Annotated in this window: 19 protein-coding genes; 10 read left to right on the top strand and 9 right to left on the bottom strand. The window is 55.3% G+C overall.

Features of this window, described 5'->3' with window-relative positions; translation table 11 throughout:
• Positions 1–276: hypothetical protein (locus tag ACEW72_RS01235; protein WP_373474559.1), on the bottom strand; the 276-nt coding region annotated here is incomplete at its 3' end.
• A gap of 99 nt (positions 277–375) precedes the next feature.
• On the opposite strand from ACEW72_RS01235, the gene ACEW72_RS01230 reads away from it, so the two are divergent.
• The 3 genes from ACEW72_RS01230 to rplL all read left to right on the top strand — a co-directional run bounded on the left by ACEW72_RS01230 (position 376) and on the right by rplL (position 2,794).
• The gene (locus ACEW72_RS01230) at positions 376–1,389 is read left to right on the top strand and encodes an AraC family transcriptional regulator (protein WP_373474558.1); all 1,014 of its coding nucleotides are present in this window, start codon (positions 376–378) and stop codon (positions 1,387–1,389) included.
• A 430-nt stretch (positions 1,390–1,819) separates the two neighbouring features.
• Positions 1,820–2,335: a 50S ribosomal protein L10 gene (rplJ, locus tag ACEW72_RS01225; protein ID WP_373474557.1), complete on the top strand. Its 516-nt coding sequence runs from the start codon at positions 1,820–1,822 to the stop codon at positions 2,333–2,335.
• Between the two features lie 87 nt (positions 2,336–2,422).
• Complete coding sequence (gene rplL / locus ACEW72_RS01220; protein ID WP_373474556.1) at positions 2,423–2,794, top strand: 50S ribosomal protein L7/L12; 372 nt, start codon at positions 2,423–2,425, stop codon at positions 2,792–2,794.
• 170 nt (positions 2,795–2,964) lie between these two features.
• Here rplL and ACEW72_RS01215 read toward each other — a convergent pair whose 3' ends face one another.
• Entirely contained in the window at positions 2,965–3,177 is a 213-nt protein-coding gene (locus tag ACEW72_RS01215; RefSeq protein WP_373474555.1) for a helix-turn-helix domain-containing protein, read from the bottom strand.
• Positions 3,177–3,707, bottom strand: coding sequence for a DUF2975 domain-containing protein (locus tag ACEW72_RS01210; protein WP_373474554.1), 531 nt, complete (start codon positions 3,705–3,707; stop codon positions 3,177–3,179). Before ACEW72_RS01210 ends, ACEW72_RS01215 begins: the two co-directional genes overlap by 1 nt.
• A gap of 141 nt (positions 3,708–3,848) precedes the next feature.
• Here ACEW72_RS01210 and ACEW72_RS01205 point away from each other — a divergent pair, with 141 nt between their 5' ends.
• On the top strand, positions 3,849–4,385 hold the full coding sequence (locus ACEW72_RS01205; protein ID WP_373474553.1) for an adenine phosphoribosyltransferase: 537 nt from the start codon (positions 3,849–3,851) through the stop codon (positions 4,383–4,385).
• Positions 4,386–4,693: 308 nt separating this feature from the next.
• Here ACEW72_RS01205 and ACEW72_RS01200 read toward each other — a convergent pair whose 3' ends face one another.
• The 4 genes from ACEW72_RS01200 to ACEW72_RS01185 all read right to left on the bottom strand — a co-directional run bounded on the left by ACEW72_RS01200 (position 4,694) and on the right by ACEW72_RS01185 (position 9,001).
• The gene (locus ACEW72_RS01200) at positions 4,694–5,434 is read right to left on the bottom strand and encodes a class I SAM-dependent methyltransferase (protein ID WP_373474552.1); all 741 of its coding nucleotides are present in this window, start codon (positions 5,432–5,434) and stop codon (positions 4,694–4,696) included.
• Positions 5,431–5,883: an acyl-CoA thioesterase gene (locus tag ACEW72_RS01195; RefSeq protein ID WP_373474551.1), complete on the bottom strand. Its 453-nt coding sequence runs from the start codon at positions 5,881–5,883 to the stop codon at positions 5,431–5,433. Before ACEW72_RS01195 ends, ACEW72_RS01200 begins: the two co-directional genes overlap by 4 nt.
• Before the next feature lies 1 nt (position 5,884).
• Complete coding sequence (locus tag ACEW72_RS01190; protein WP_373474550.1) at positions 5,885–7,096, bottom strand: LL-diaminopimelate aminotransferase; 1,212 nt, start codon at positions 7,094–7,096, stop codon at positions 5,885–5,887.
• A gap of 81 nt (positions 7,097–7,177) precedes the next feature.
• Positions 7,178–9,001: a DEAD/DEAH box helicase gene (locus tag ACEW72_RS01185; protein ID WP_373474549.1), complete on the bottom strand. Its 1,824-nt coding sequence runs from the start codon at positions 8,999–9,001 to the stop codon at positions 7,178–7,180.
• Between the two features lie 99 nt (positions 9,002–9,100).
• Here ACEW72_RS01185 and ACEW72_RS01180 point away from each other — a divergent pair, with 99 nt between their 5' ends.
• Positions 9,101–10,741, top strand: a complete 1,641-nt coding sequence (locus ACEW72_RS01180; RefSeq protein ID WP_373474548.1) for a PHA/PHB synthase family protein — start codon at positions 9,101–9,103, stop codon at positions 10,739–10,741.
• Positions 10,742–10,956: 215 nt separating this feature from the next.
• Here ACEW72_RS01180 and ACEW72_RS01175 read toward each other — a convergent pair whose 3' ends face one another.
• A complete protein-coding gene (locus ACEW72_RS01175) occupies positions 10,957–11,724 on the bottom strand; it encodes a CsgG/HfaB family protein (protein WP_373474547.1) in 768 nt (255 codons plus the stop codon).
• 210 nt (positions 11,725–11,934) lie between these two features.
• Here ACEW72_RS01175 and ACEW72_RS01170 point away from each other — a divergent pair, with 210 nt between their 5' ends.
• From ACEW72_RS01170 to glnA, 5 genes are all read left to right on the top strand, one after another.
• Positions 11,935–13,128 (top strand): acyl-CoA dehydrogenase family protein, encoded by a 1,194-nt coding sequence (locus tag ACEW72_RS01170; protein ID WP_373474546.1) that lies wholly within the window; start codon positions 11,935–11,937, stop codon positions 13,126–13,128.
• 142 nt (positions 13,129–13,270) lie between these two features.
• Positions 13,271–14,410 carry an acyl-CoA dehydrogenase family protein gene (locus ACEW72_RS01165; protein WP_373474545.1) on the top strand — a complete coding sequence of 380 codons (1,140 nt, stop codon included), beginning with the start codon at positions 13,271–13,273 and terminating at the stop codon, positions 14,408–14,410.
• A gap of 243 nt (positions 14,411–14,653) precedes the next feature.
• Positions 14,654–15,292: a phasin family protein gene (locus ACEW72_RS01160; RefSeq protein WP_373474544.1), complete on the top strand. Its 639-nt coding sequence runs from the start codon at positions 14,654–14,656 to the stop codon at positions 15,290–15,292.
• 385 nt (positions 15,293–15,677) lie between these two features.
• A complete protein-coding gene (locus tag ACEW72_RS01155) occupies positions 15,678–16,016 on the top strand; it encodes a P-II family nitrogen regulator (RefSeq protein WP_125231011.1) in 339 nt (112 codons plus the stop codon).
• Positions 16,017–16,062: 46 nt separating this feature from the next.
• Positions 16,063–17,475, top strand: coding sequence for a type I glutamate--ammonia ligase (gene glnA, locus ACEW72_RS01150; RefSeq protein WP_373474543.1), 1,413 nt, complete (start codon positions 16,063–16,065; stop codon positions 17,473–17,475).
• A gap of 58 nt (positions 17,476–17,533) precedes the next feature.
• On the opposite strand, the gene ACEW72_RS01145 is transcribed toward glnA, so the two are convergent.
• Complete coding sequence (locus ACEW72_RS01145) at positions 17,534–18,148, bottom strand: LuxR C-terminal-related transcriptional regulator (protein WP_373474542.1); 615 nt, start codon at positions 18,146–18,148, stop codon at positions 17,534–17,536.
• Between the last annotated feature and the right edge of the window lie 159 nt (positions 18,149–18,307).

Genomic DNA, 18,307 nt, shown 5'->3' with positions numbered 1-18,307 from the left:
GGCAGCGGCATCGGGCGAGGCCGTCTTGTCACCCTGAGCCATGCCGACATAGCTTTCATAACGGTGGTCGATGGCATTCAGTGCCTCGAACATTGCCAGCGCCACTCGCGTCGTCGCGCGACTGCTTTCGGGGCGCGCGCGGCCCTCGGGCGCTGGGTCGAGCGGGCTGTGGATGCGGTTGGCAAACTCGACCCAGTCACTGACCGTATTGGCGGCGGCTGGAGATGCTATCGATAGCAAGGCTATACTGATAGTGCCGGTTATATTCTTACGCATGCTGGCTCCTTGTGTTTCGTTGTTGCAATGCGTATTGCCGATATAATACACCTACAGCCATGACCGTTGGCTTCAAATACATGACTTTAGGTAACAGGAATGACTGAGCACACCGTTTCGGCAGGCATTGCCCGTGGCCTGATCGACTTTGCAGTCCGCAACGGCGCCGCCGTCGACAGCCTGCTGCAAAAATCGGGGATCGACCCTTCGCTGCTGGCGGATCAAGACAACCGCATCGCCATGTCGCGCTATAAGGCGTTGGTGATGGCGGCCAAAACGCTGACCGGCGACCCCGCCTTTGCGCTGCATTATGCCGAACAGGTCGATCTGTCGGATGTGTCAGTGGTCGGACTGGTAACCCATGCATCTGCGACGATGATGGACGCGCTGACTCAGCTCAACCGCTATAGCCATTTAGTAATAGAGGTCGATCTCGGATTGGCGCAACGGTTCGATATACTACGCGAGGCAGGCGAGGTCTGGATGGTCGACAATCGGATCAACGCCGATGACTTCCCGGAGCTAACAGAGATTACCTTTGCACGCCTGGCTTCGGGGCCAAGGCGTTTTACCGATGCGCTGCATCTGGGTGCGATCCATTTCACCCACCCGGCGCCACCTTATGCCGACGAGTATCAGCGGATTTTTCGTGCGCCGGTGACATTCGGCAGCACCCGTAACGCAATGCTCCTCGATGAAAGCTGGCTGACGCATCCAGTTGCCCTAACGCCGCATTATGCGTTCGGTATCCTGACCGAACACGCCAGCGCGTTGCTTGATCGGCTTGAAAATTCAAAAACAATTCGCGCCCGCGTCGAAAGCCATTTGTTACCGGTCTTGCACCGCGGCGATACCAGTATCGAGGCAGTATCTGGGCAATTGGGGATGAGCAGGCAGACTTTGTACCGCAAGCTCAAAGCCGAAGGTGCGACGTTCGAAATGATTCTCGATGACCTTCGGCAAAAGCTTGCAATCGAATATCTGAGAGGGAAAAAGGTATCGGTAAATGAAACTGCATATCTTGTCGGATTTTCCGACCCCAGCGCTTTTTCGCGCGCGTTCAAGCGATGGATGGGTCAAAGCCCGCGCGGGTATCTGCAAGCTTTCAGGTAAAACGCCTTGAGACCAATTTGATTTCTTTTGCTACACGACGTCGCGCGGTGCATCCGGACGCTGAAACCAGCTCATTGAGCTGGTAGCGCCAAGCATTTGTGCCCGGCCCGATACCCTTTGACGCGCCACCAACCCTTGACTCTCCCCCCAACCCTGCTAATGGCACGCTCGTTCGGTGGGGCGACGGCTCCACCGGCAACCGTCCGAGACAGTTGGTGAGCGGAATTTGCCGTTCTTAATGTCCAGCCTAGACGGGGATAGAGATTTCAGGTGCTCGCGTAGCACCTTCGCCATTTGCTCCTGACCTTTGGTCGCGAGTTCGGCATGAAACTTCCCCACGGACCAAGTCAGCGGATCGCCCAGCCGGGTGCTTCGCAATTCGTGTTGGATTTTTCCGGTTCGCCGGAGAAGTCCGAATAAGGAGTAATGCATGAACCGTTCTGAAAAGACCGAAACAGTTGCATCGCTGAACGCCACTTTTAACGAAGCGGCGGTTGTCGTCGTCACCCGGAATCTCGGGCTGACGGTTGCACAATCGACCGACCTGCGTTTGAAGATGCGCGATGCGGGTGCAAGCTATAAGGTTGCCAAGAACCGTCTTGCCAAGATCGCTCTCGATGGGACGCAATATGGATCGGTGGCTGAATTGCTCACCGGCCCTACTGCGCTCGCCACATCGTCGGACCCGGTCGCAGCCGCCAAGGTTGCAGTCGAGTTCGCCAAGACCAATGACAAGTTAGAAATTGTCGGCGGTGCGATGGGTGACACGTTCCTAGATGTAAACGGTGTAAAGGCGCTGGCTTCATTGCCATCGCTCGACCAGTTGCGCTCTACGATTATCGGGCTTGTACAAGCGCCGGCAACGAAGATTGCTCAGCTCACGACCGCACCGGCGGCGAAATTGGCACGCGTATTTGGTGCCTATGCTGACCAAGAGGCAGCGTAAATTTTTGACTTAAACCGGCTGCGTCCCATGGTTTTCACCGGCTGGGCGAGCCCTACAAATATGACAGAAAATCGGAGTGTTATTTAAATGGCTGATATTGAAAAGCTCGTAGAGCAACTCTCGTCGTTGACCGTTCTCGAAGCGGCTGACCTTGCAAAGGCGTTGGAAGAAAAGTGGGGCGTTAGCGCCGCTGCTGCTGTTGCTGTAGCTGGCCCTGCCGCTGCTGCTGCACCTGCTGCTGAAGAGCAGACTGAATTTGACGTCATCCTGACCGGTGACGGCGGCAACAAGATTGCTGTCATCAAGGAAGTCCGTGCGATTACGCAACTTGGTCTGACCGAAGCAAAGGCTCTCGTCGAGTCCGCGCCAAAGGCGATCAAGGAAGCAGTGAACAAGGCAGAAGCCGAAGAAATCAAGGCGAAGATCCTTGCAGCTGGCGGCACCGTCGAGCTGAAGTAATTCTGCTTTCCCGCAAGGGATACAGAAACGGGCGGCCTAGCGATAGGCCGCCCGTTTTCGTTTCAGGGTCGGGGTGTTGCAGACTTAGCCGAGAATGAGAGCAGCGGCGGCAACCAGAGCCAGCATCATAAGCAAGCGTGGCGGGATGGAGATTTTGAATGCAACATTCATCATTCGCTTCCTTCTTCAAAACCCAGCAAATCTCCGGGCTGGCATTCAAGCACCTTGCAGATCGCTTCCAGCGTGGAAAAACGGATCGCCTTGGCCTTGCCGGTTTTCAAAATCGACAGATTGGCAAGGGTGATGTCGACGCGTTCTGCCAATTCAGTCAGTGTCATCCGCTTGGCGTAAAGCAGGTCGTCCAATTTCACAGTAACAGGCATCAGACAGTTCCTTCCAGCTCTTCACGCATTTCGGAGCCGCGTTCAAAAATGCCTGCAAGAATGAACACCAGCAAAATGGACAAAATGCCGTTCAGCGAAATATCAAAACCGGTATCGGTATCCCCGAGTAACTCAGCCGCTTCGCCGGCCGCAAAAGCCAATGGCGTACCGACAATTTGTATTCCAACCATCAGCCAGCCGATCGCTTTCAACCGGACGGCATTGGCACGCACGAACGGATCACCCACTTCAACACTGGCGATAATCGCCAAAAGTTTCCGCATGATCGTCCACAGCATTCCAAGAATCAGGATGCCCAATGCAAAAATCGAGAGCAGGTGCGGCAATAGTGTAAACGGGTCGAGGTCGGGATATGATTTGGCGATCGCCGCCATCGCGTCGGTCCAATAGAATGGCAAGATGACGCTCATCACCGCGAGAAGGATCCCCACGGCAGCAACAAGGCCCATGATGAGATACACCAGCCATCTGGTTATCCGTAAAATACGGTTGTCAGCAATTTCAGTCATATCGATCTCCAATATTGATATTATTGATAAACAATATGCGATGATTCGAATATCGTCAAGAACATTATTGTTTTTCGATAAATACTAGCTTTGCTGCGCTTTTCCTTTGAAACTTTCGGGGGGACAAGGCACTCAACCTTCATGACTGACAATGCCGACCTTGCCGCGCTGATTCGCAATATCCCTGATTACCCCAAGCCGGGGATATTGTTCCGGGATGTCTCGACATTGCTGCTCGACGGCCCCGGATTTCGCGCCACAATTGACCGGATGGCGGCTATGGTCGCGCCAGACACAACATTGATCGCCGGAATAGAAGCCCGCGGATTTGTGGTCGCAGCCGGCCTTTCTTATGCGCTGGGGCTGGGCAAGTTGATGCTTCGCAAACCGGGTAAGTTACCCGGCGAGAAGATCGGCACCGACTATGCCCTTGAATATGGCACCGACCGGATAGAGATGCATGTCGGCCATGTTCAACCGGGACAAAAAGTGCTGCTGGTCGGTGACTTGATTGCAACTGGCGGCACGGCTTTGGCCGGGGTCGATCTGATTACACGCGGTGGCGGCGTGGTCGACCAGGCATTGTTCATCGTCGATCTCCCCGATCTTGGCGGGGCCGCAAAACTGCGCGCGCAAGGCATCAAGGTCGATTGCCTGATAGATTTTGAAGGCGATTGACGACCTTTCGCTGTTAGGCGGAACGTTGGCGAGACATTCTCACCACCACAACATAGTCATTCCCGCGAAGGCCGGAATGACAAAGGAACCGGGAGGTAAATCGGCCCGTTGTTCTTTCCTTCTTCGTCCTGACGCAAAATTGTAAAATGAAAGTGTTACTTTGTTTCGACTCGAAAATGGACGAGAAACCCTCTCCCCACTCCATTGACGGGCCTGTTTTTTCGGATTGCCATCCCCCCGAAACCCCAAACAGGCAATCCCTTTCTGACCCTCCACCCCAAAAGGGGTTGGGGGTCATTTTTTTGATGTCAGCGCGGTGGCGGTGTACCGCAGGTCTTGATTGCAATGGGGTCTGGTCTGCGGCCTGTTGGCGTGAAACGGGCAATATAGCCCCCCAATTTCAGCTCTTCGCTAAAGCCCGTCAATCGGTACCCGACTGCCGCAAATTCGCAGAACAATAATTTGGGAGGAATGCCATGCTGGTCAGTCGGTCGGTCCCGATCAACCACGATTACCTCACCGCCTTTGGCAAGTGCGGGCCGCAAGCGCCACAAAAAGGCGTAAGGTTCGGCGACCTCATGGTACATATGAACCATGAAAACGCGATCAAAACTGTTTTCCGGAAGGCGCGGATCATCAACTGCGCCTTCTTTGATTGCCACATTATCGAGCTGCTCGCGCGTCACCCGTTCGCCCAACCGGTCAAGCGCACCTCGGTTGATATCCTGCGCCAGCACCCGCCCTTTTGGTCCAACACGCCCGGCCAGTCTTATGGTGTAATAGCCTTCGCCGGCGCCGATATCGGCCACGGTGGTGCCGGGTTTAATACCCGCCCAATCCATCACAAATTGCGCCTCTCCCGCTTCGTCACGGGCGGCCTCGTTCGAGAATTGCGTATCTCCGGCTTCGGATACCAGCCGGTAGGGGCTAGGAAATTCACCCGACCGATCTGTCTCGCCATTCACCGTCGGGGTTTGCTGGCAAGATGCCAGTCCACCACCGCCCAAAACCAGCAGGGCAGAATATAAGGCTATTCGGCACAAAGTCATGCCGGCACCGGACGCATTGCCATTGCATCGAATTCTGCAAAAGCGGGGCCAACCCAATCGGGTAACGGTATAGGCCGGTGCGTTTCAAGGTCGACATAGACGCTGACCAGATCAACCGTTGCGCGCAAATCTTCTGACCCATCATCGCGCGCGCCGTGAATTTCGACCGTTTGCGTCATACTGGTCCGGCCAGTCGCAATCGTCCGCGCCATGACTTCAATCATTTCATCGGGCAAAATGGGTGCGAACCAGGTCACCGTGGCCTTCTTCACGTGAAATTCCAACGGATCCCCGTCGGCACGCTCACGCAATTTCGTTTCGCGCCAATATTCGGTAATCGCGATGTCGGCATAGTCGAGATAGCGGGCGTTAAACACGACACCTTGGGCGTCTGTTTCTGACCAGCGCACCCGAAACCTATGGCTAAAGGCGAATTCAGCGCGGGCCATATCAGATCGCTTTCGACTGGCTTGGTGTGTTGACCCCCATGGATTGGAGGTACCGCTTCACATTGCGCGCCGCCTGACGCAGGCGGTGTTCGTTTTCGACCATGGCGATACGTACATAACCTTCGCCGTCTTCGCCATAGCCGACGCCGGGCGCGACCGCGACCTTGGCATGGGTCAGCATCTGCTTTGAAAATTCAAGACTGCCCAGATGCGCGAGCGCGGGCGGCAAAGGTGCCCATGCAAACATCGAAGCACGCGGCGGCGGGATGTCCCATCCGGCTCTGCCGAACGCTTCGACCAATATGTCGCGACGTTTATGATATAGTTGCCGGTTCTGTTCGACAATATCCTGCGGCCCGTTGAGGGCGGCGCAAGCGGCGGCCTGTATCGGGGTGAAGGCTCCGTAATCCAGATAGCTTTTGACCCGCGTCATCGCCGCGATCAATTGCCGGTTACCCACGGCAAAGCCAACGCGCCATCCGGCCATGGAATAAGTTTTCGAAAGCGAGGTGAACTCGACCGCGACATCCTTGCCGCCCTTGACCTGAAGGATCGAAGGCGTCGGATTTCCATCAAAATAGAGTTCGGAATAAGCAAGATCGGACAAGATCCAGACTTTGTTATCCTTCGCCCAAGCCACCAACCGTTCATAGAATGCCAAATCGACCGTTTCAGCGGTCGGGTTCGACGGATAGTTCACAACCAATATGGAAGGACGCGGCACCGTGAAGGCCATCGCCCGTTCCAGCGACCGGAAATAGTTTTCATCCGGCGTCGTGGGTACCGACCGGATTGTTGCACCTGCGATGATGAAGCCGAAGGTATGAATGGGGTAACTGGGGTTCGGGGCGAGTACGACATCGCCGGGCGCAGTGATGGCCGTTGCAAGACTCGCCAAACCTTCTTTCGAACCCATTGTGACGACGACTTCATGTTCCGGGTCGACATCGACGCCGAAGCGGCGGCCATAATAATTGGCCTGCGCCTTTCTGAGGCCGGGTATGCCTTTTGATGCGGAATAGCCGTGCGCGTCGGGCTTTTGCGCCACTTCGCACAGCTTCTCGATCACATGGGGCGGGGGCGGCAGATCGGGATTGCCCATGCCCAGGTCGATTATATCCTCACCCGCCGCACGGGCCGCCGCGCGCATCGCGTTGACTTCGGCGATGACATAAGGCGGCAGACGCTTGATGCGGTAGAATTCTTCGGACATTGGCTCCCGTTTCCGGTTAGAGGTTTCAAGTCCGACCTTCATGGTCGAACTTTTCCCCCATTTCCAGAAAAACTATGCCGTTTATCTTGGACGGTTGCCCTTTGCCTTGTGCTTGACGCCATGTTTGGACGGCGCGGGGCCGTCCTTGCGGAAGGGGCGTGCACCATCGCGATTTGGTGGACCACCCCGCGGACCGTCACCGCGCGGACGATCACCCCGTGGTTTATCACCGCGTGGATTGACACCAAGCTGTGGCCGCTGGGGCCTTCCGCCATCACGGCCCATCCGTTTGTTTTCACGCGCAGCCTCCCGTGGCGGGCCGCTCGCTTGCACGATCTCGACATCATTATCTTCGTCATTACCCGGTAGCGCGATGGCCTTGGCGAATTTGGCAACCGCCGCTGCGGCGATGCCGACATGGGTTTCGTTCGCAGCAATCCGTATAGCGCCAATGTCGTTTTTGGTAACGCCGCCGCGACGGCACAGAAGCGGCAATATCCATTTGGGATCGGCGTTATTCTTGCGACCAATGTTAAGTGTGAACCAGACCGAGTCATCAAAACCGGCGCGGTGGTCATCGCGGGGTTTTTCACGGCTGCCGTCGTCCAGCATATCCGCTGCTTGCGGCATACGGGCACGGTGGACGCGGACCAGCGCTGCTGCGATAGCCTCGGCCGACATGGTTTCCAGCAAACGGGCACCCAAGGCGCGGTCTTCATCTTCAACTTCGACCGGGGTCAGAAGCGTTTCCAGCAAACGGTCATGATCTTTTGCGCGAATATCGGCGGCGGTTGGCACCTTGATCCACTCCGCCTCAATCTTTGCACCACGCAGCATCGATTCGACCCGCTTGCGGCGCTGATACGGCACGATCAAAACCGCCGTGCCCTTGCGTCCGGCGCGGCCAGTACGACCGGACCTGTGCTGAAGCCCTTCGGCATCACGCGGCAATTCGACATGGACCACCAACGACAAATTGGGCAAATCAATACCACGCGCAGCAACGTCGGTTGCAACGCAAACGCGCGCGCGCCGGTCACGCAGCGCCTGAAGCGCCTGATTGCGTTCGCTCTGGCTATGTTCACCCGATAAAGCGACCACGTTAAAGCCGCGTTCGGTAAGATTGGCGTGCAAGTGCCGCACATTTTCGCGGGTCGCGCAAAATAATATCGCCGTCTCCGCTTCATGCAGGCGGAGCAAGTTGACTACGGCATTTTCAATGTCGGGCGGAGCAACCGTGACCACCTGATAGCTGATATCACCATGTCCGCGATCTTCGCCAACGGTCGAAATCCGCAGTGCGTCGCGCTGATAACGCTTTGCCAAAGACACGATAGGCTTTGGTATAGTTGCCGAAAACAGCAATGTACGCCGGTCTTCCGGCGTCGCGTTCAATATCTCTTCAAGCTCTTCGCGAAAGCCCATGTCGAGCATTTCGTCGGCTTCATCCAGAACCGCGACCTTTAGCGCCGACAGGTCAAGAGCACCGCGTTCCAGATGGTCGCGCAAGCGGCCCGGCGTTCCGACCACAATCTGCGCGCCTTGCGACAGGTTGCGCCGTTCCTTGGAGGCATCCATGCCGCCAACACAGGTCGCGATCCGCACACCAGCCTTGCCATAAAGCCACATCAGTTCACGACTAACCTGCAAGGCGAGCTCGCGGGTCGGCGCAATAATAAGCGCGGCGGGTTCCCGCGCCAGACTGACCATACCGCCGTCCAATATCTGCGGGGCCATTGCCAGACCGAAGGCGACGGTCTTGCCAGAACCGGTTTGCGCCGAAACCACAAGGTCACGACCTTCGGCTTCGGTTGCAATTACGGCCGATTGAACAGGAGTCAGCGCAGTATAACCACGCGCGGTAAGCGCTTCGTCGAGAAGCGGCGGGATGTTTTCAAATGTCATATATCGTGCCCATTGCGCTCTTTTTGTTGCAATGTCCATGCTGCGCCGCACAATAAAAGGAGGCATCGACAAATGCGTTGCTTTAGTTATGCAAGTGATATGGCTGATTCACCACATATCCCACCCTTCATGGACCCTGAACAATTCACCAAGATGATCGACGGAACCGGCATGGTGCCGACCGATCCGTTGGCCGCCTATCAAAAGGCGCTGGATGCCTGGGGTGAGGTTCTTGCGCCGTTGGCGAAGGCGGGGCGCGATAAAATCGACCCGAAAGACCGCCGTTTTTCCAGTCCGCAATGGGAACATCCGGTATTTGACCTTGTCCGCCAAGGCTATCAGGTCATGTCAGATTATATGATGGGCGCCGCCGAACAGCTTGAAGATATCCCGCACGCTGAAAAAGCAAAAATCGGTTTTGCGATCCGCACCGTTGTCGAAGCGATGAGCCCGGCCAATTCGCCTTTCACCAACCCGGTTGCTCTCGAAAAAGCGGTTGAGACAAAAGGCGCAAGCCTGATGTCGGGTATGCAGCATTTGTTGTACGATATGCAACGCGGCCAATTGACCCATACCGACCCGAACGCCTTTAAGCTGGGCGAAAATATTGCAGCAACCCCGGGCAAGGTCGTGCACCAGACACCTTTATACCAGCTGCTGCAATATGAACCGACGACCGAAAAGGTTCTGGAAACCCCGCTCATCATATTTCCGCCATGGATCAACCGTTTCTATATCCTCGACCTGACAGCGGAGAAAAGCTTTATCAAATGGTGTGTTGACCAAGGCATTACGGTATTCGTCGTGTCATGGAAATCCGCCGACAGTTCGATGAAGGACATTGTGTGGGATGATTACATCGCCGCGCAAATTGATGCCATCGACACCGTTTGCGCCGCACTTAAGGTCGATGACGTTCATACGATCGGCTATTGCGTTGCTGGCACCACTTTGGCGGCAACTCTGGCCATTCTGTCGGCGAAAAGCGAAGCGGCGAAGGTTAAAAGCGCGACCTTCTTCACCGCACAGGTGGATTTCAGCCAAAGTGGCGAATTGCTCAATTTCATTGATGAACATCAACTCAAGATGATTGAGGCCCTGGCGGCTCCGCAAGGTTATATTGATGGCCGTTTTCTGGCCCTCAGCTTTAACCTGTTGCGCGGAAAGGACCTGATCTGGTCAACCGTCGTCAAAAACTATCTGCTAGGCGAAGAGTATCCGGCGTTTGACCTGCTGCACTGGAATGGCGATGTCACCAACCTGCCCGCCCTGTGGCACCGCAACTATTTGTGCGACCTGTACCGCGACAACAAGCTGGTCATCCCCGGCGCGTTGACGGCGCTAGACACCCCGATTGACCTGACCAAGGTCAAAACGCCAACCTATATTCAGGCTGGCCGCGAAGACCATATTGCGCCGGTGGAAAGCGTCTGGAAATTGCAGGACCATTTTACCGGGCCGGTCAAGTTCCTGCTCGCCGGAAGCGGACATATTGCAGGTGTGGTCAATCCGCCGGTCCAGCACAAATATCAGTATTGGACCAACGATGACAAGCCTGCGACCTTGGCTGAATTTATCGAAGGCGCGACCGAGACCAAAGGTAGCTGGTGGCCGGACTGGGTCAGCTGGATAAAGCATCGGAGCGATAAAATGGTTGCCGTAAAAGGCGCCCGCATACCGGGCGAAGGCAAGCTAAAAGCCCTGGAATCCGCGCCCGGCAGCTATGTGAAGACGCGTTGAGTTAACTCCCCCTCTCCACTTCGTCTAATGGCTAAAGCCATAAGACTACGTACCTCTCCCCTAAAGGAGAGAGGGGAATAGCGCTAGACCTCTCCCGTTGGCCTCCGGCCGCCTTCGGCTCAGGGGAGAGGATACGGAGCCTTGGCCGTCAGGCCTAGGCGCAGTTGGAGAGGGGAGCGACGGTGAGGTTTGCGAGCAAACTGCCCCCAAAAAACTTATTCAGCCAGTGGCGCCGCCTCACTCGCATTTTCCGGCAAGCCACCCAGTTCGGTGACCATCTTTTTATAGGCGTCGAGATAAGCGAGCACGATCACCTGTCCGATATCGCTATTCTGATAGCTTCCGCCACCTGCACCAGCAAGGCCGCCGCCCCACCATGCACCACCGCCGGCGCCCCAGCTAACGTCGGATTTGCGATAATAGCCTTCGGACAATGCCTCGATTTCGGTGGTGCGTACATTGACTACCGAGAGCGAAACGCTCGCTTCCTTTTTGGAAACCTTTAGTCCTCCGACCAGGCCGCCGATAAACCGGCCGCCCAATGCCCCTGCCAAACCGCCCGCGATATTGCTGCCGCCGGAATTGCTGTTACGGCTGATAATGTCGGGCACGATGACATAGTCGGCGGCCTTGACCTGACGCTTGCCGATGTTCGATCCGCGCTGCAATTCGCCGGAATCGCCTAAAGCCCGCTCAACCGCGCGGGCAGCAAGGCCACCGCCGCGATCAACAAGCGAAAAGCAACCCGACTTCTGCACGAAGAATTTGATAACCGCCTCAGGATTGGAAAGGCCTAACTCGCTCCACCACTGGGTTTCGGGTTCGGTAATGGCCACAGTTCCCAGCTTGCGCGTGCAAACGGGTATTTCGGTCATATTCTTGTCTTGTGCCTTTCTGGCGGAAGACTTGTCTTCTTTTGCCATTGCAGGTGTGGCCAATGTCAGCATTGCGCCGGCCAATAATGTGGAAATGATAAGTCGCATTTCTATCCCTCCGAATAGGTCAAGTCTTTTGCTTGCCTGAAATTAGATATGATGGTGCGACCCCCGTGCCGAGGTTATATCCCGCAGGCTCACTTATTGCCAAGCGCAAAGCGTTCATCATGCGAAAAAACATGAAATTGAGCATCTCACGAGTTGACGTTTACGTAAACGTTCGGTAACTCATGTGAAACGCTTCAGAGGAGAGTCGCCATGCAATTGGAATTCAGTCCCGAAGAAATCGCCTTCCAACAGGAAGTACGTAGCTTCATCGCCGAAAATTACCCTGAAAACCTGCGCTCCGTGCAGGATGAAGGCCATGATCTTTCAAAAGAAGATTTCCTGTCCTGGCACCGCATCCTTGCGAAAAAGGGCTGGATCGCGCCGGCATGGCCCGTTGAATATGGCGGCCCCGGCTGGACCGCGACCCAGCGGTTCATCTGGTCAGAGGAACTTGCGGCGGCGGATTGCGTCGGCACAATGCCCTTCGGTCTGTCGATGGTCGGTCCGGTCATTTACACTTTCGGCACAGCCGAACAAAAGGCACGCTTCCTGCCTGGTGTATTGTCGGGTGATGACTGGTGGTGCCAGGGTTATTCCGAGCCAGGCGCCGGTTCCGACCTTGCATCGCTCCGTACCAAAGCCGTGCGTGATGGCGACGATTATATCGTCAATGGCCAGAAGACATGGACAACTATGGCGCAACATGCCGATTGGGGTTTCTTCCTTGTCCGCACCGATAACGATGTAAAGGCGCAGGAGGGGATCAGCTTCCTGCTGATCGATATGAAATCGCCGGGCGTCACGGTCCGCCCGATCATCACCCTTGGCGGCGAACATGAAGTCAACGAAGTCTGGCTCGAAGATGTGCGCGTGCCGGTCGAAAACCGGATCTACGAAGAAAACAAGGGCTGGACCTGCGCCAAGTTCCTGCTCGCCCACGAACGCACCGGAATTGCAGCGGTTGCCCGTTCCAAGCGCGGCGTCGAAAAGATCAAGCAGATCGCCCGCACCGAAATGGACGGCGACAAGCCCTTGCTGGCCAATGCCTTTTTCAAGCGCAAGATTTCCGAACTCGAAATCGATCTGACTGCCCTCGAATTCACCGAATTACGCAGTCTTGCCGGTGAAGCGGCAGGCAAAGGTCCCGGACCTGAATCGAGCCTGCTGAAAATCAAGGGTTCCGAAATCCAGCAGCGAATTACCGAACTCGCGCTGGAAGCGGTTGGCCATTATGGTGCGCCATACTTCCGCGGTTTCGGCGAAGGGGATAACGAACATCCCATCGGCCCCGATTACGCACACCGCGCGGCACCAACTTATTTCAACGCCCGCAAGACGACGATTTATGGTGGATCGAACGAGATCCAGCGCAACATCATCGCCAAGATGGTGCTGGGTATTTAAGTTTACATCTAAAACAAAAGCAGTGTCACCCCCGTCCTGATCGGGGGTCCATGGCCTGAAGTTTCGGGGCAAGCACACCGGTCAGTCCATGGATTCCCGCTTTCGCGGGAATGACAAAATAAGTTGTGAGAGAGGCGAAGTAATGGATTTCAGCTACACCGAAACGCAGGACATGATCCGCGAGACACTCAGCCGTTTTCTTGCGGACACGTATGACTTCGACAGTCGTGGCAAGATGATCGCCAGCGACACAGGACGCGATGCCGGAATCTGGAAAGCACTGGCGCAGGATCTTGGCATGCTGGGCGCTTCTTTCAGCGAAGATCATGGCGGCCTTGGCGGCGGATATCTCGAAAACGCGCTGATCATGGAAGAGCTTGGCAAGGTCATTGCCATCGAGCCTTATCTGCAGACTGTTGTTCTCGGCGGCGGCGCACTGAAGGCCGTCGGTGGCGCCATTGCCGATGCCGTCATCCCTGAAATCATTGGCGGCAATGTCATCATCGCTTTTGCTTATGCCGAACCGCAGGGCCGCTACAATCTGGCAAATATCCGCACTACCGCAAAAAAGGATGGCGCCGGCTATATCCTGAACGGTCACAAGGGCGTTGTATATGCCGCGCCTTGGGCAAGCCATTTGCTCGTCACCGCGCGTACCGGTGGATCGGGCAGCGAAGCAGGCGGCGTTTCGCTATTTCTGATCGATGCCAATTTGCCCGGCATCGTCCGCCGCGATTATCCGACCGTTGACGGTTTCCAGGCATCTGAAGTCTATTTCGAAAATGTCGCCATTCCCGGTGACGCGTTGCTGGGCAGCGAAGGTGCTGGCTTGCCGCTGATCGAGCAGATCGTCGATGAGGCGACTGTCTCCGTCTGCGCCGAAGCGTGCGGCGTCACGTTCAAGCTGCATCAGGGCACTCTGGAATATGCGCGTCAGCGCAACCAGTTCGGCCAGCCGATCTCGCGCTTTCAGGTATTGCAGCACCGCATGGTCGATATGTTCATGGAAGTCGAACAGAGCAAATCGATGACGACAATGGCGACATTGAAGCTTGACCTTCCTGCCGCCGAACGCAAGGCAGCCGTTTCGGCGTGCAAAGCCAAGGTGTCCCGCGCTGCAAAGTTTGTTGGTCAGAACGCCATCCAGACCCATGGTGGCATCGGTATCACACAGGAACTTGCAATCGGCCATTATTTCAAACGCGCCACGATGATCGAAGGCCAGTTCGGCTCGGCCGATTATCATTTTGACCGGTTTGAACAGCTGACTTTGGCGGCATAATTGGGCGGAGAGGTCGGCACTCCAACGCCCCCCTCTCCACTTCGTCTAATGGCTAAAGCCATAAGAGTACGTACCTCTCCCCTGAAGGGGAGAGGTACGTAGTCTTGGCCGCTAGGCCTAGGCGCAGTTGGAGAGGGGCAAAACACCCCGATCCCCCATTTATTGTGCAGTGCAACATTTTTATTGACATGACCTGCGCGACTCATTATTGTGCAGTGCAACACAACAGAAATGGTGCTCAATATGGCGAGTAAGGCAACACCCCCCGCAACTACCAAAACTGCGAAACCCGCAGCGATAAAAGCCGAGTCCGCCAAGGCGGCTCCGGTTGCTGAAAAGGTCCAAGCTGAAAAGCCTGCGCCTGTCGCGGCAGCCAAGCCCGAAACTTTGGTTACAAAGATTGTCTCTGTTGAACCAACCCCGATTGCTCAAGGAGTAACTAAAATGACTGATACCGTTAAAGCCACCACCGAAAAGGCTACTGAATTCTTCGCCGACATCCGCGAAAAGGCAACCGAAGCCACTGAAAAAGGCAAGAAGATGGCTGCTGATGCTGTTGAATTCAACAAAGCAAATGTCGAAGCCATGATCGAAGCCGGCAAGATCGTTGCTAAGGGCGCTCAAGACATGGGCAAGACCAACATCGACTATGCCAAGAAGAATTTTGAAGAAGTTCAGGTTGCCGTCAAGGAATTGACCGCAGTCAAGTCGCCAACCGATTTCGTCAAGCTGCAAGGTGAACTGGCTCGCAAGGGTTTTGACACTGCTGTTGCCCAGGGTTCGAAGAACACTGAAGCCATGGTCAAGCTGGTTAGCGACATGTTCCAGCCAATTTCGAACCGCATCGCGGCAACGACCGAGTTTTTCAAGAAGGCTGCGTAAGCACCGCTTGAATATTGTGCCGGTGCGCTAACGTGCACCTGCCGCCCTCTCTCCACCTCCCAACGGCGGCGGCAAAGCCAACGGCGAACCGGCGCAATGAAATAGAAAAACCGTCCTTTCCACCACGGAAAGGGCGGTTTTTTTGCGCCGGACCAACCGCCCCCATTTCGCTCCCAAGCTTCAGCCGAGTCAAAAAACTCAATTCAAACCAGAAAACATGCTGCCCATGAATCGCACAGTTGCCTATTTTTTAAGCAAGAAAACGATTTGAATTAACCAGTAAATCCCGCAAAATCGCGTATCTCATCTGGCACGATACTTGATAAAGAACTGGCATAATCCGAGAGCGCGGATTCAGAAATCCCGCGCCATATAGGGGAAAGCCATGAAAAAGATCGAAGCGATCATCAAGCCATTCAAACTCGATGAAGTAAAAGAAGCTTTGCACGAGGTCGGCGTTTCGGGAATCACCGTTACCGAAGCCAAAGGCTTTGGCCGTCAGAAAGGCCATACCGAACTCTATCGTGGTGCCGAATATGTCGTCGACTTTCTGCCCAAGGTAAAATTGGAAGTCGTAGTCGAGGATGGGCTGGCTGACCGCGTAGTAGAGGCTATCGCTGCCGCCGCCCAGACCGGTCGCATCGGTGACGGCAAGATTTTCGTCATCCCCGTTGAAACCGCCCTGCGTATCCGTACCGGCGAGCGCGATAACGATGCCGTCTAAGAAACCCAAATCGTCAAAAAACGACAAGTCAAAGAAGGAAAGCAACATGGGCACGAGCGCCAAGGATATTATCAAGCGTATCAAGGATGAGGAGATCGAGTGGGTCGATGTCCGCTTCACCGACCCCAAGGGCAAGTGGCAGCATCTGACCATGTGCTCGGGCGTGATTGGCGAAGATGAGCTGGAAGACGGCTTGATGTTCGACGGATCGTCGATCGAAGGCTGGAAGGCCATCAACGAATCCGACATGATCCTGAAGCCTGATCTCGACGCAGTTTACGTTGATCCGTTCTCGGCAACACCGATGCTGGTCATCTTCTGCGACATCGTGGAACCATCGACGGGCGAACTCTACAGCCGCGATCCGCGTTCGACCGCAAAGCGCGCCGAAGCCTATCTGAAAACGACCGGCATCGGTGACACGATCTATATCGGTCCTGAGGCCGAATTCTTTATGTTCGACGATGTGCGTTTCGAAAATAGCTACAATACGTCCTATTACAAGATCGACGATATCGAACTGCCCACGAACACCGGCACCAAATATGACAGCGGCAACATGGGTCACCGTCCACGCGCCAAGGGCGGTTATTTCCCTGTTGCACCCGTGGATAGCTGCATGGACATCCGCGGCGAGATGGTATCGACCATGTTGGAAATGGGCCTGCCCTGCGACAAGCATCACCATGAAGTTGCTGCAGCCCAGCATGAGCTTGGCCTGACCTACGGAACGCTGACACAAACTGCCGATCGCATGCAAATCTACAAATATGTCGTTCATCAAGTTGCGCATGCCTATGGCAAAACCGCCACGTTCATGCCGAAGCCAATCAAGGAAGATAATGGTTCGGGTATGCACACCCACCTGTCGATCTGGAACGGCAAGACGCCATTGTTTGCAGGCGATGGCTATGCTGGCCTGTCCGAAATGTGCCTGTTCTTCATCGGTGGTATCATCAAGCACGCCAAATCGGTAAACGCGTTCACCAACCCGACCACCAACAGCTACAAGCGTCTGGTACCGGGTTACGAAGCGCCCGTTTTGCTCGCTTATTCGGCGCGCAACCGTTCGGCATCTTGCCGCATTCCTTATGGCGCAGGTGCAAAAGCCAAGCGCGTTGAAGTCCGCTTCCCTGACGCGATGGCCAACCCCTATCTAGCTTACGCGGCTTTGTTCATGGCTGGGCTCGACGGCATCCAGAACAAGATTCACCCCGGTGAAGCGATGGACAAGAACCTGTATGACCTGCCACCAGCAGAGCTTGCAGAAGTTCCAACCGTCTGCGGTTCATTGCGTGAAGCGCTTGAATGTCTCGCTGCGGACCATGACTATCTGCTCAAGGGTGACGTGTTCAGCAAGGACCAGATTGATGCCTATATCGAACTCAAGATGGAAGACGTTGCCCGTTGGGAAATGACGCCTTCACCCGTCGAGTTCGACATGTATTACAGCTACTGATCGAACGCATCCGATCAGCAGCTGAAGGCCCGGTGGTTGGGGGACTGCCGGGCCTTTTCTACAAACCCGCCTCGACAGCGATGCGAATGGCATCCGCAGTCGTCGCCGCTCCCAGCCGGTCCATCAACAACGCCCTGTGCATTTTGACAGTCTGTTCGCTCAATCCCAAAGTGTAGGCAATTTGCTTGTTCAGATGACCCAACGCCATTTCTGCAAGCACCTCCCGCTGCCGACGGGACAGTGCCTTAACTGCCATTGCTGCTGCTAATCGACGATTGGTATTGGTCGCCGGGGCATCGGTTTCCAGCTCGACCTGCGAGCCAAGAAAGAATTCTAGTTCTCCCGCCTCGTCGAACATAGGTGCGACCAGGACAGCATTGCGAAAAGGGGTTCCATCGCGTTTATAGTTCAGGATCTCTACCAAAACCGGCGAATGTCTTTTGACGCCACTCCGGATAGTCTCGGTCAACCAGGGCTCGGTAGCGGGCCCTGCCAGAAACTTGCAATTACGGCCGATGATCTCGTCTTCGGCATAGCCAGTCAGTTCGATAAAGGCACCATTACAGGCAATAATAGGATTATCTTTTTGTCGCGGATCACTAACCACCGACGCAATCGGGCTATTGGCAATCAAAGCGTCGAGCCGCTCCTTGGCACGGTCCGTAACGACCACTTTCTCTGTCTCCTTTTAAACCGCAGCTGAATATTGCTGCATCAGTCAACATGGCGGTTTCTTCGACAAGCCCGAATCAGGCAATATAGGTGAAACATGGTATAAAGGTTAGGTTGTTGCCATTCCCCAGAAGCGTATCGGGTCAACGCCCGTATTTCG

The organism is Sphingorhabdus sp., assembly GCF_041737645.1.
In the GTDB taxonomy this organism is placed as follows: Bacteria; Pseudomonadota; Alphaproteobacteria; order Sphingomonadales; family Sphingomonadaceae; genus Sphingorhabdus_B.
Note: the sequence above shows the minus strand (reverse complement) of the source record. Positions and strands in the feature narration are given on the sequence as shown.

Excerpts from the sequence above, each read along its gene's own strand:
- ACEW72_RS01185 (WP_373474549.1), bottom strand. The coding sequence starts at position 9,001 with ATGACATTTGAAAACATCCCGCCGCTTCTCGACGAAGCGCTTACCGCG.
- ACEW72_RS01195 (WP_373474551.1), bottom strand. The coding sequence starts at position 5,883 with ATGGCCCGCGCTGAATTCGCCTTTAGCCATAGGTTTCGGGTGCGCTGG.
- ACEW72_RS01175 (WP_373474547.1), bottom strand. The coding sequence starts at position 11,724 with ATGCGACTTATCATTTCCACATTATTGGCCGGCGCAATGCTGACATTG.
- ACEW72_RS01190 (WP_373474550.1), bottom strand. The coding sequence starts at position 7,096 with ATGTCCGAAGAATTCTACCGCATCAAGCGTCTGCCGCCTTATGTCATC.
- ACEW72_RS01210 (WP_373474554.1), bottom strand. The coding sequence starts at position 3,707 with ATGACTGAAATTGCTGACAACCGTATTTTACGGATAACCAGATGGCTG.
- rplJ (WP_373474557.1), top strand. The coding sequence starts at position 1,820 with ATGAACCGTTCTGAAAAGACCGAAACAGTTGCATCGCTGAACGCCACT.
- ACEW72_RS01155 (WP_125231011.1), top strand. The coding sequence starts at position 15,678 with ATGAAAAAGATCGAAGCGATCATCAAGCCATTCAAACTCGATGAAGTA.
- ACEW72_RS01230 (WP_373474558.1), top strand. The coding sequence starts at position 376 with ATGACTGAGCACACCGTTTCGGCAGGCATTGCCCGTGGCCTGATCGAC.
- ACEW72_RS01200 (WP_373474552.1), bottom strand. The coding sequence starts at position 5,434 with ATGACTTTGTGCCGAATAGCCTTATATTCTGCCCTGCTGGTTTTGGGC.
- ACEW72_RS01205 (WP_373474553.1), top strand. The coding sequence starts at position 3,849 with ATGACTGACAATGCCGACCTTGCCGCGCTGATTCGCAATATCCCTGAT.
- ACEW72_RS01170 (WP_373474546.1), top strand. The coding sequence starts at position 11,935 with ATGCAATTGGAATTCAGTCCCGAAGAAATCGCCTTCCAACAGGAAGTA.
- ACEW72_RS01165 (WP_373474545.1), top strand. The coding sequence starts at position 13,271 with ATGGATTTCAGCTACACCGAAACGCAGGACATGATCCGCGAGACACTC.
- ACEW72_RS01160 (WP_373474544.1), top strand. The coding sequence starts at position 14,654 with ATGGCGAGTAAGGCAACACCCCCCGCAACTACCAAAACTGCGAAACCC.
- ACEW72_RS01215 (WP_373474555.1), bottom strand. The coding sequence starts at position 3,177 with ATGCCTGTTACTGTGAAATTGGACGACCTGCTTTACGCCAAGCGGATG.
- rplL (WP_373474556.1), top strand. The coding sequence starts at position 2,423 with ATGGCTGATATTGAAAAGCTCGTAGAGCAACTCTCGTCGTTGACCGTT.
- glnA (WP_373474543.1), top strand. The coding sequence starts at position 16,063 with ATGGGCACGAGCGCCAAGGATATTATCAAGCGTATCAAGGATGAGGAG.
- ACEW72_RS01180 (WP_373474548.1), top strand. The coding sequence starts at position 9,101 with ATGGCTGATTCACCACATATCCCACCCTTCATGGACCCTGAACAATTC.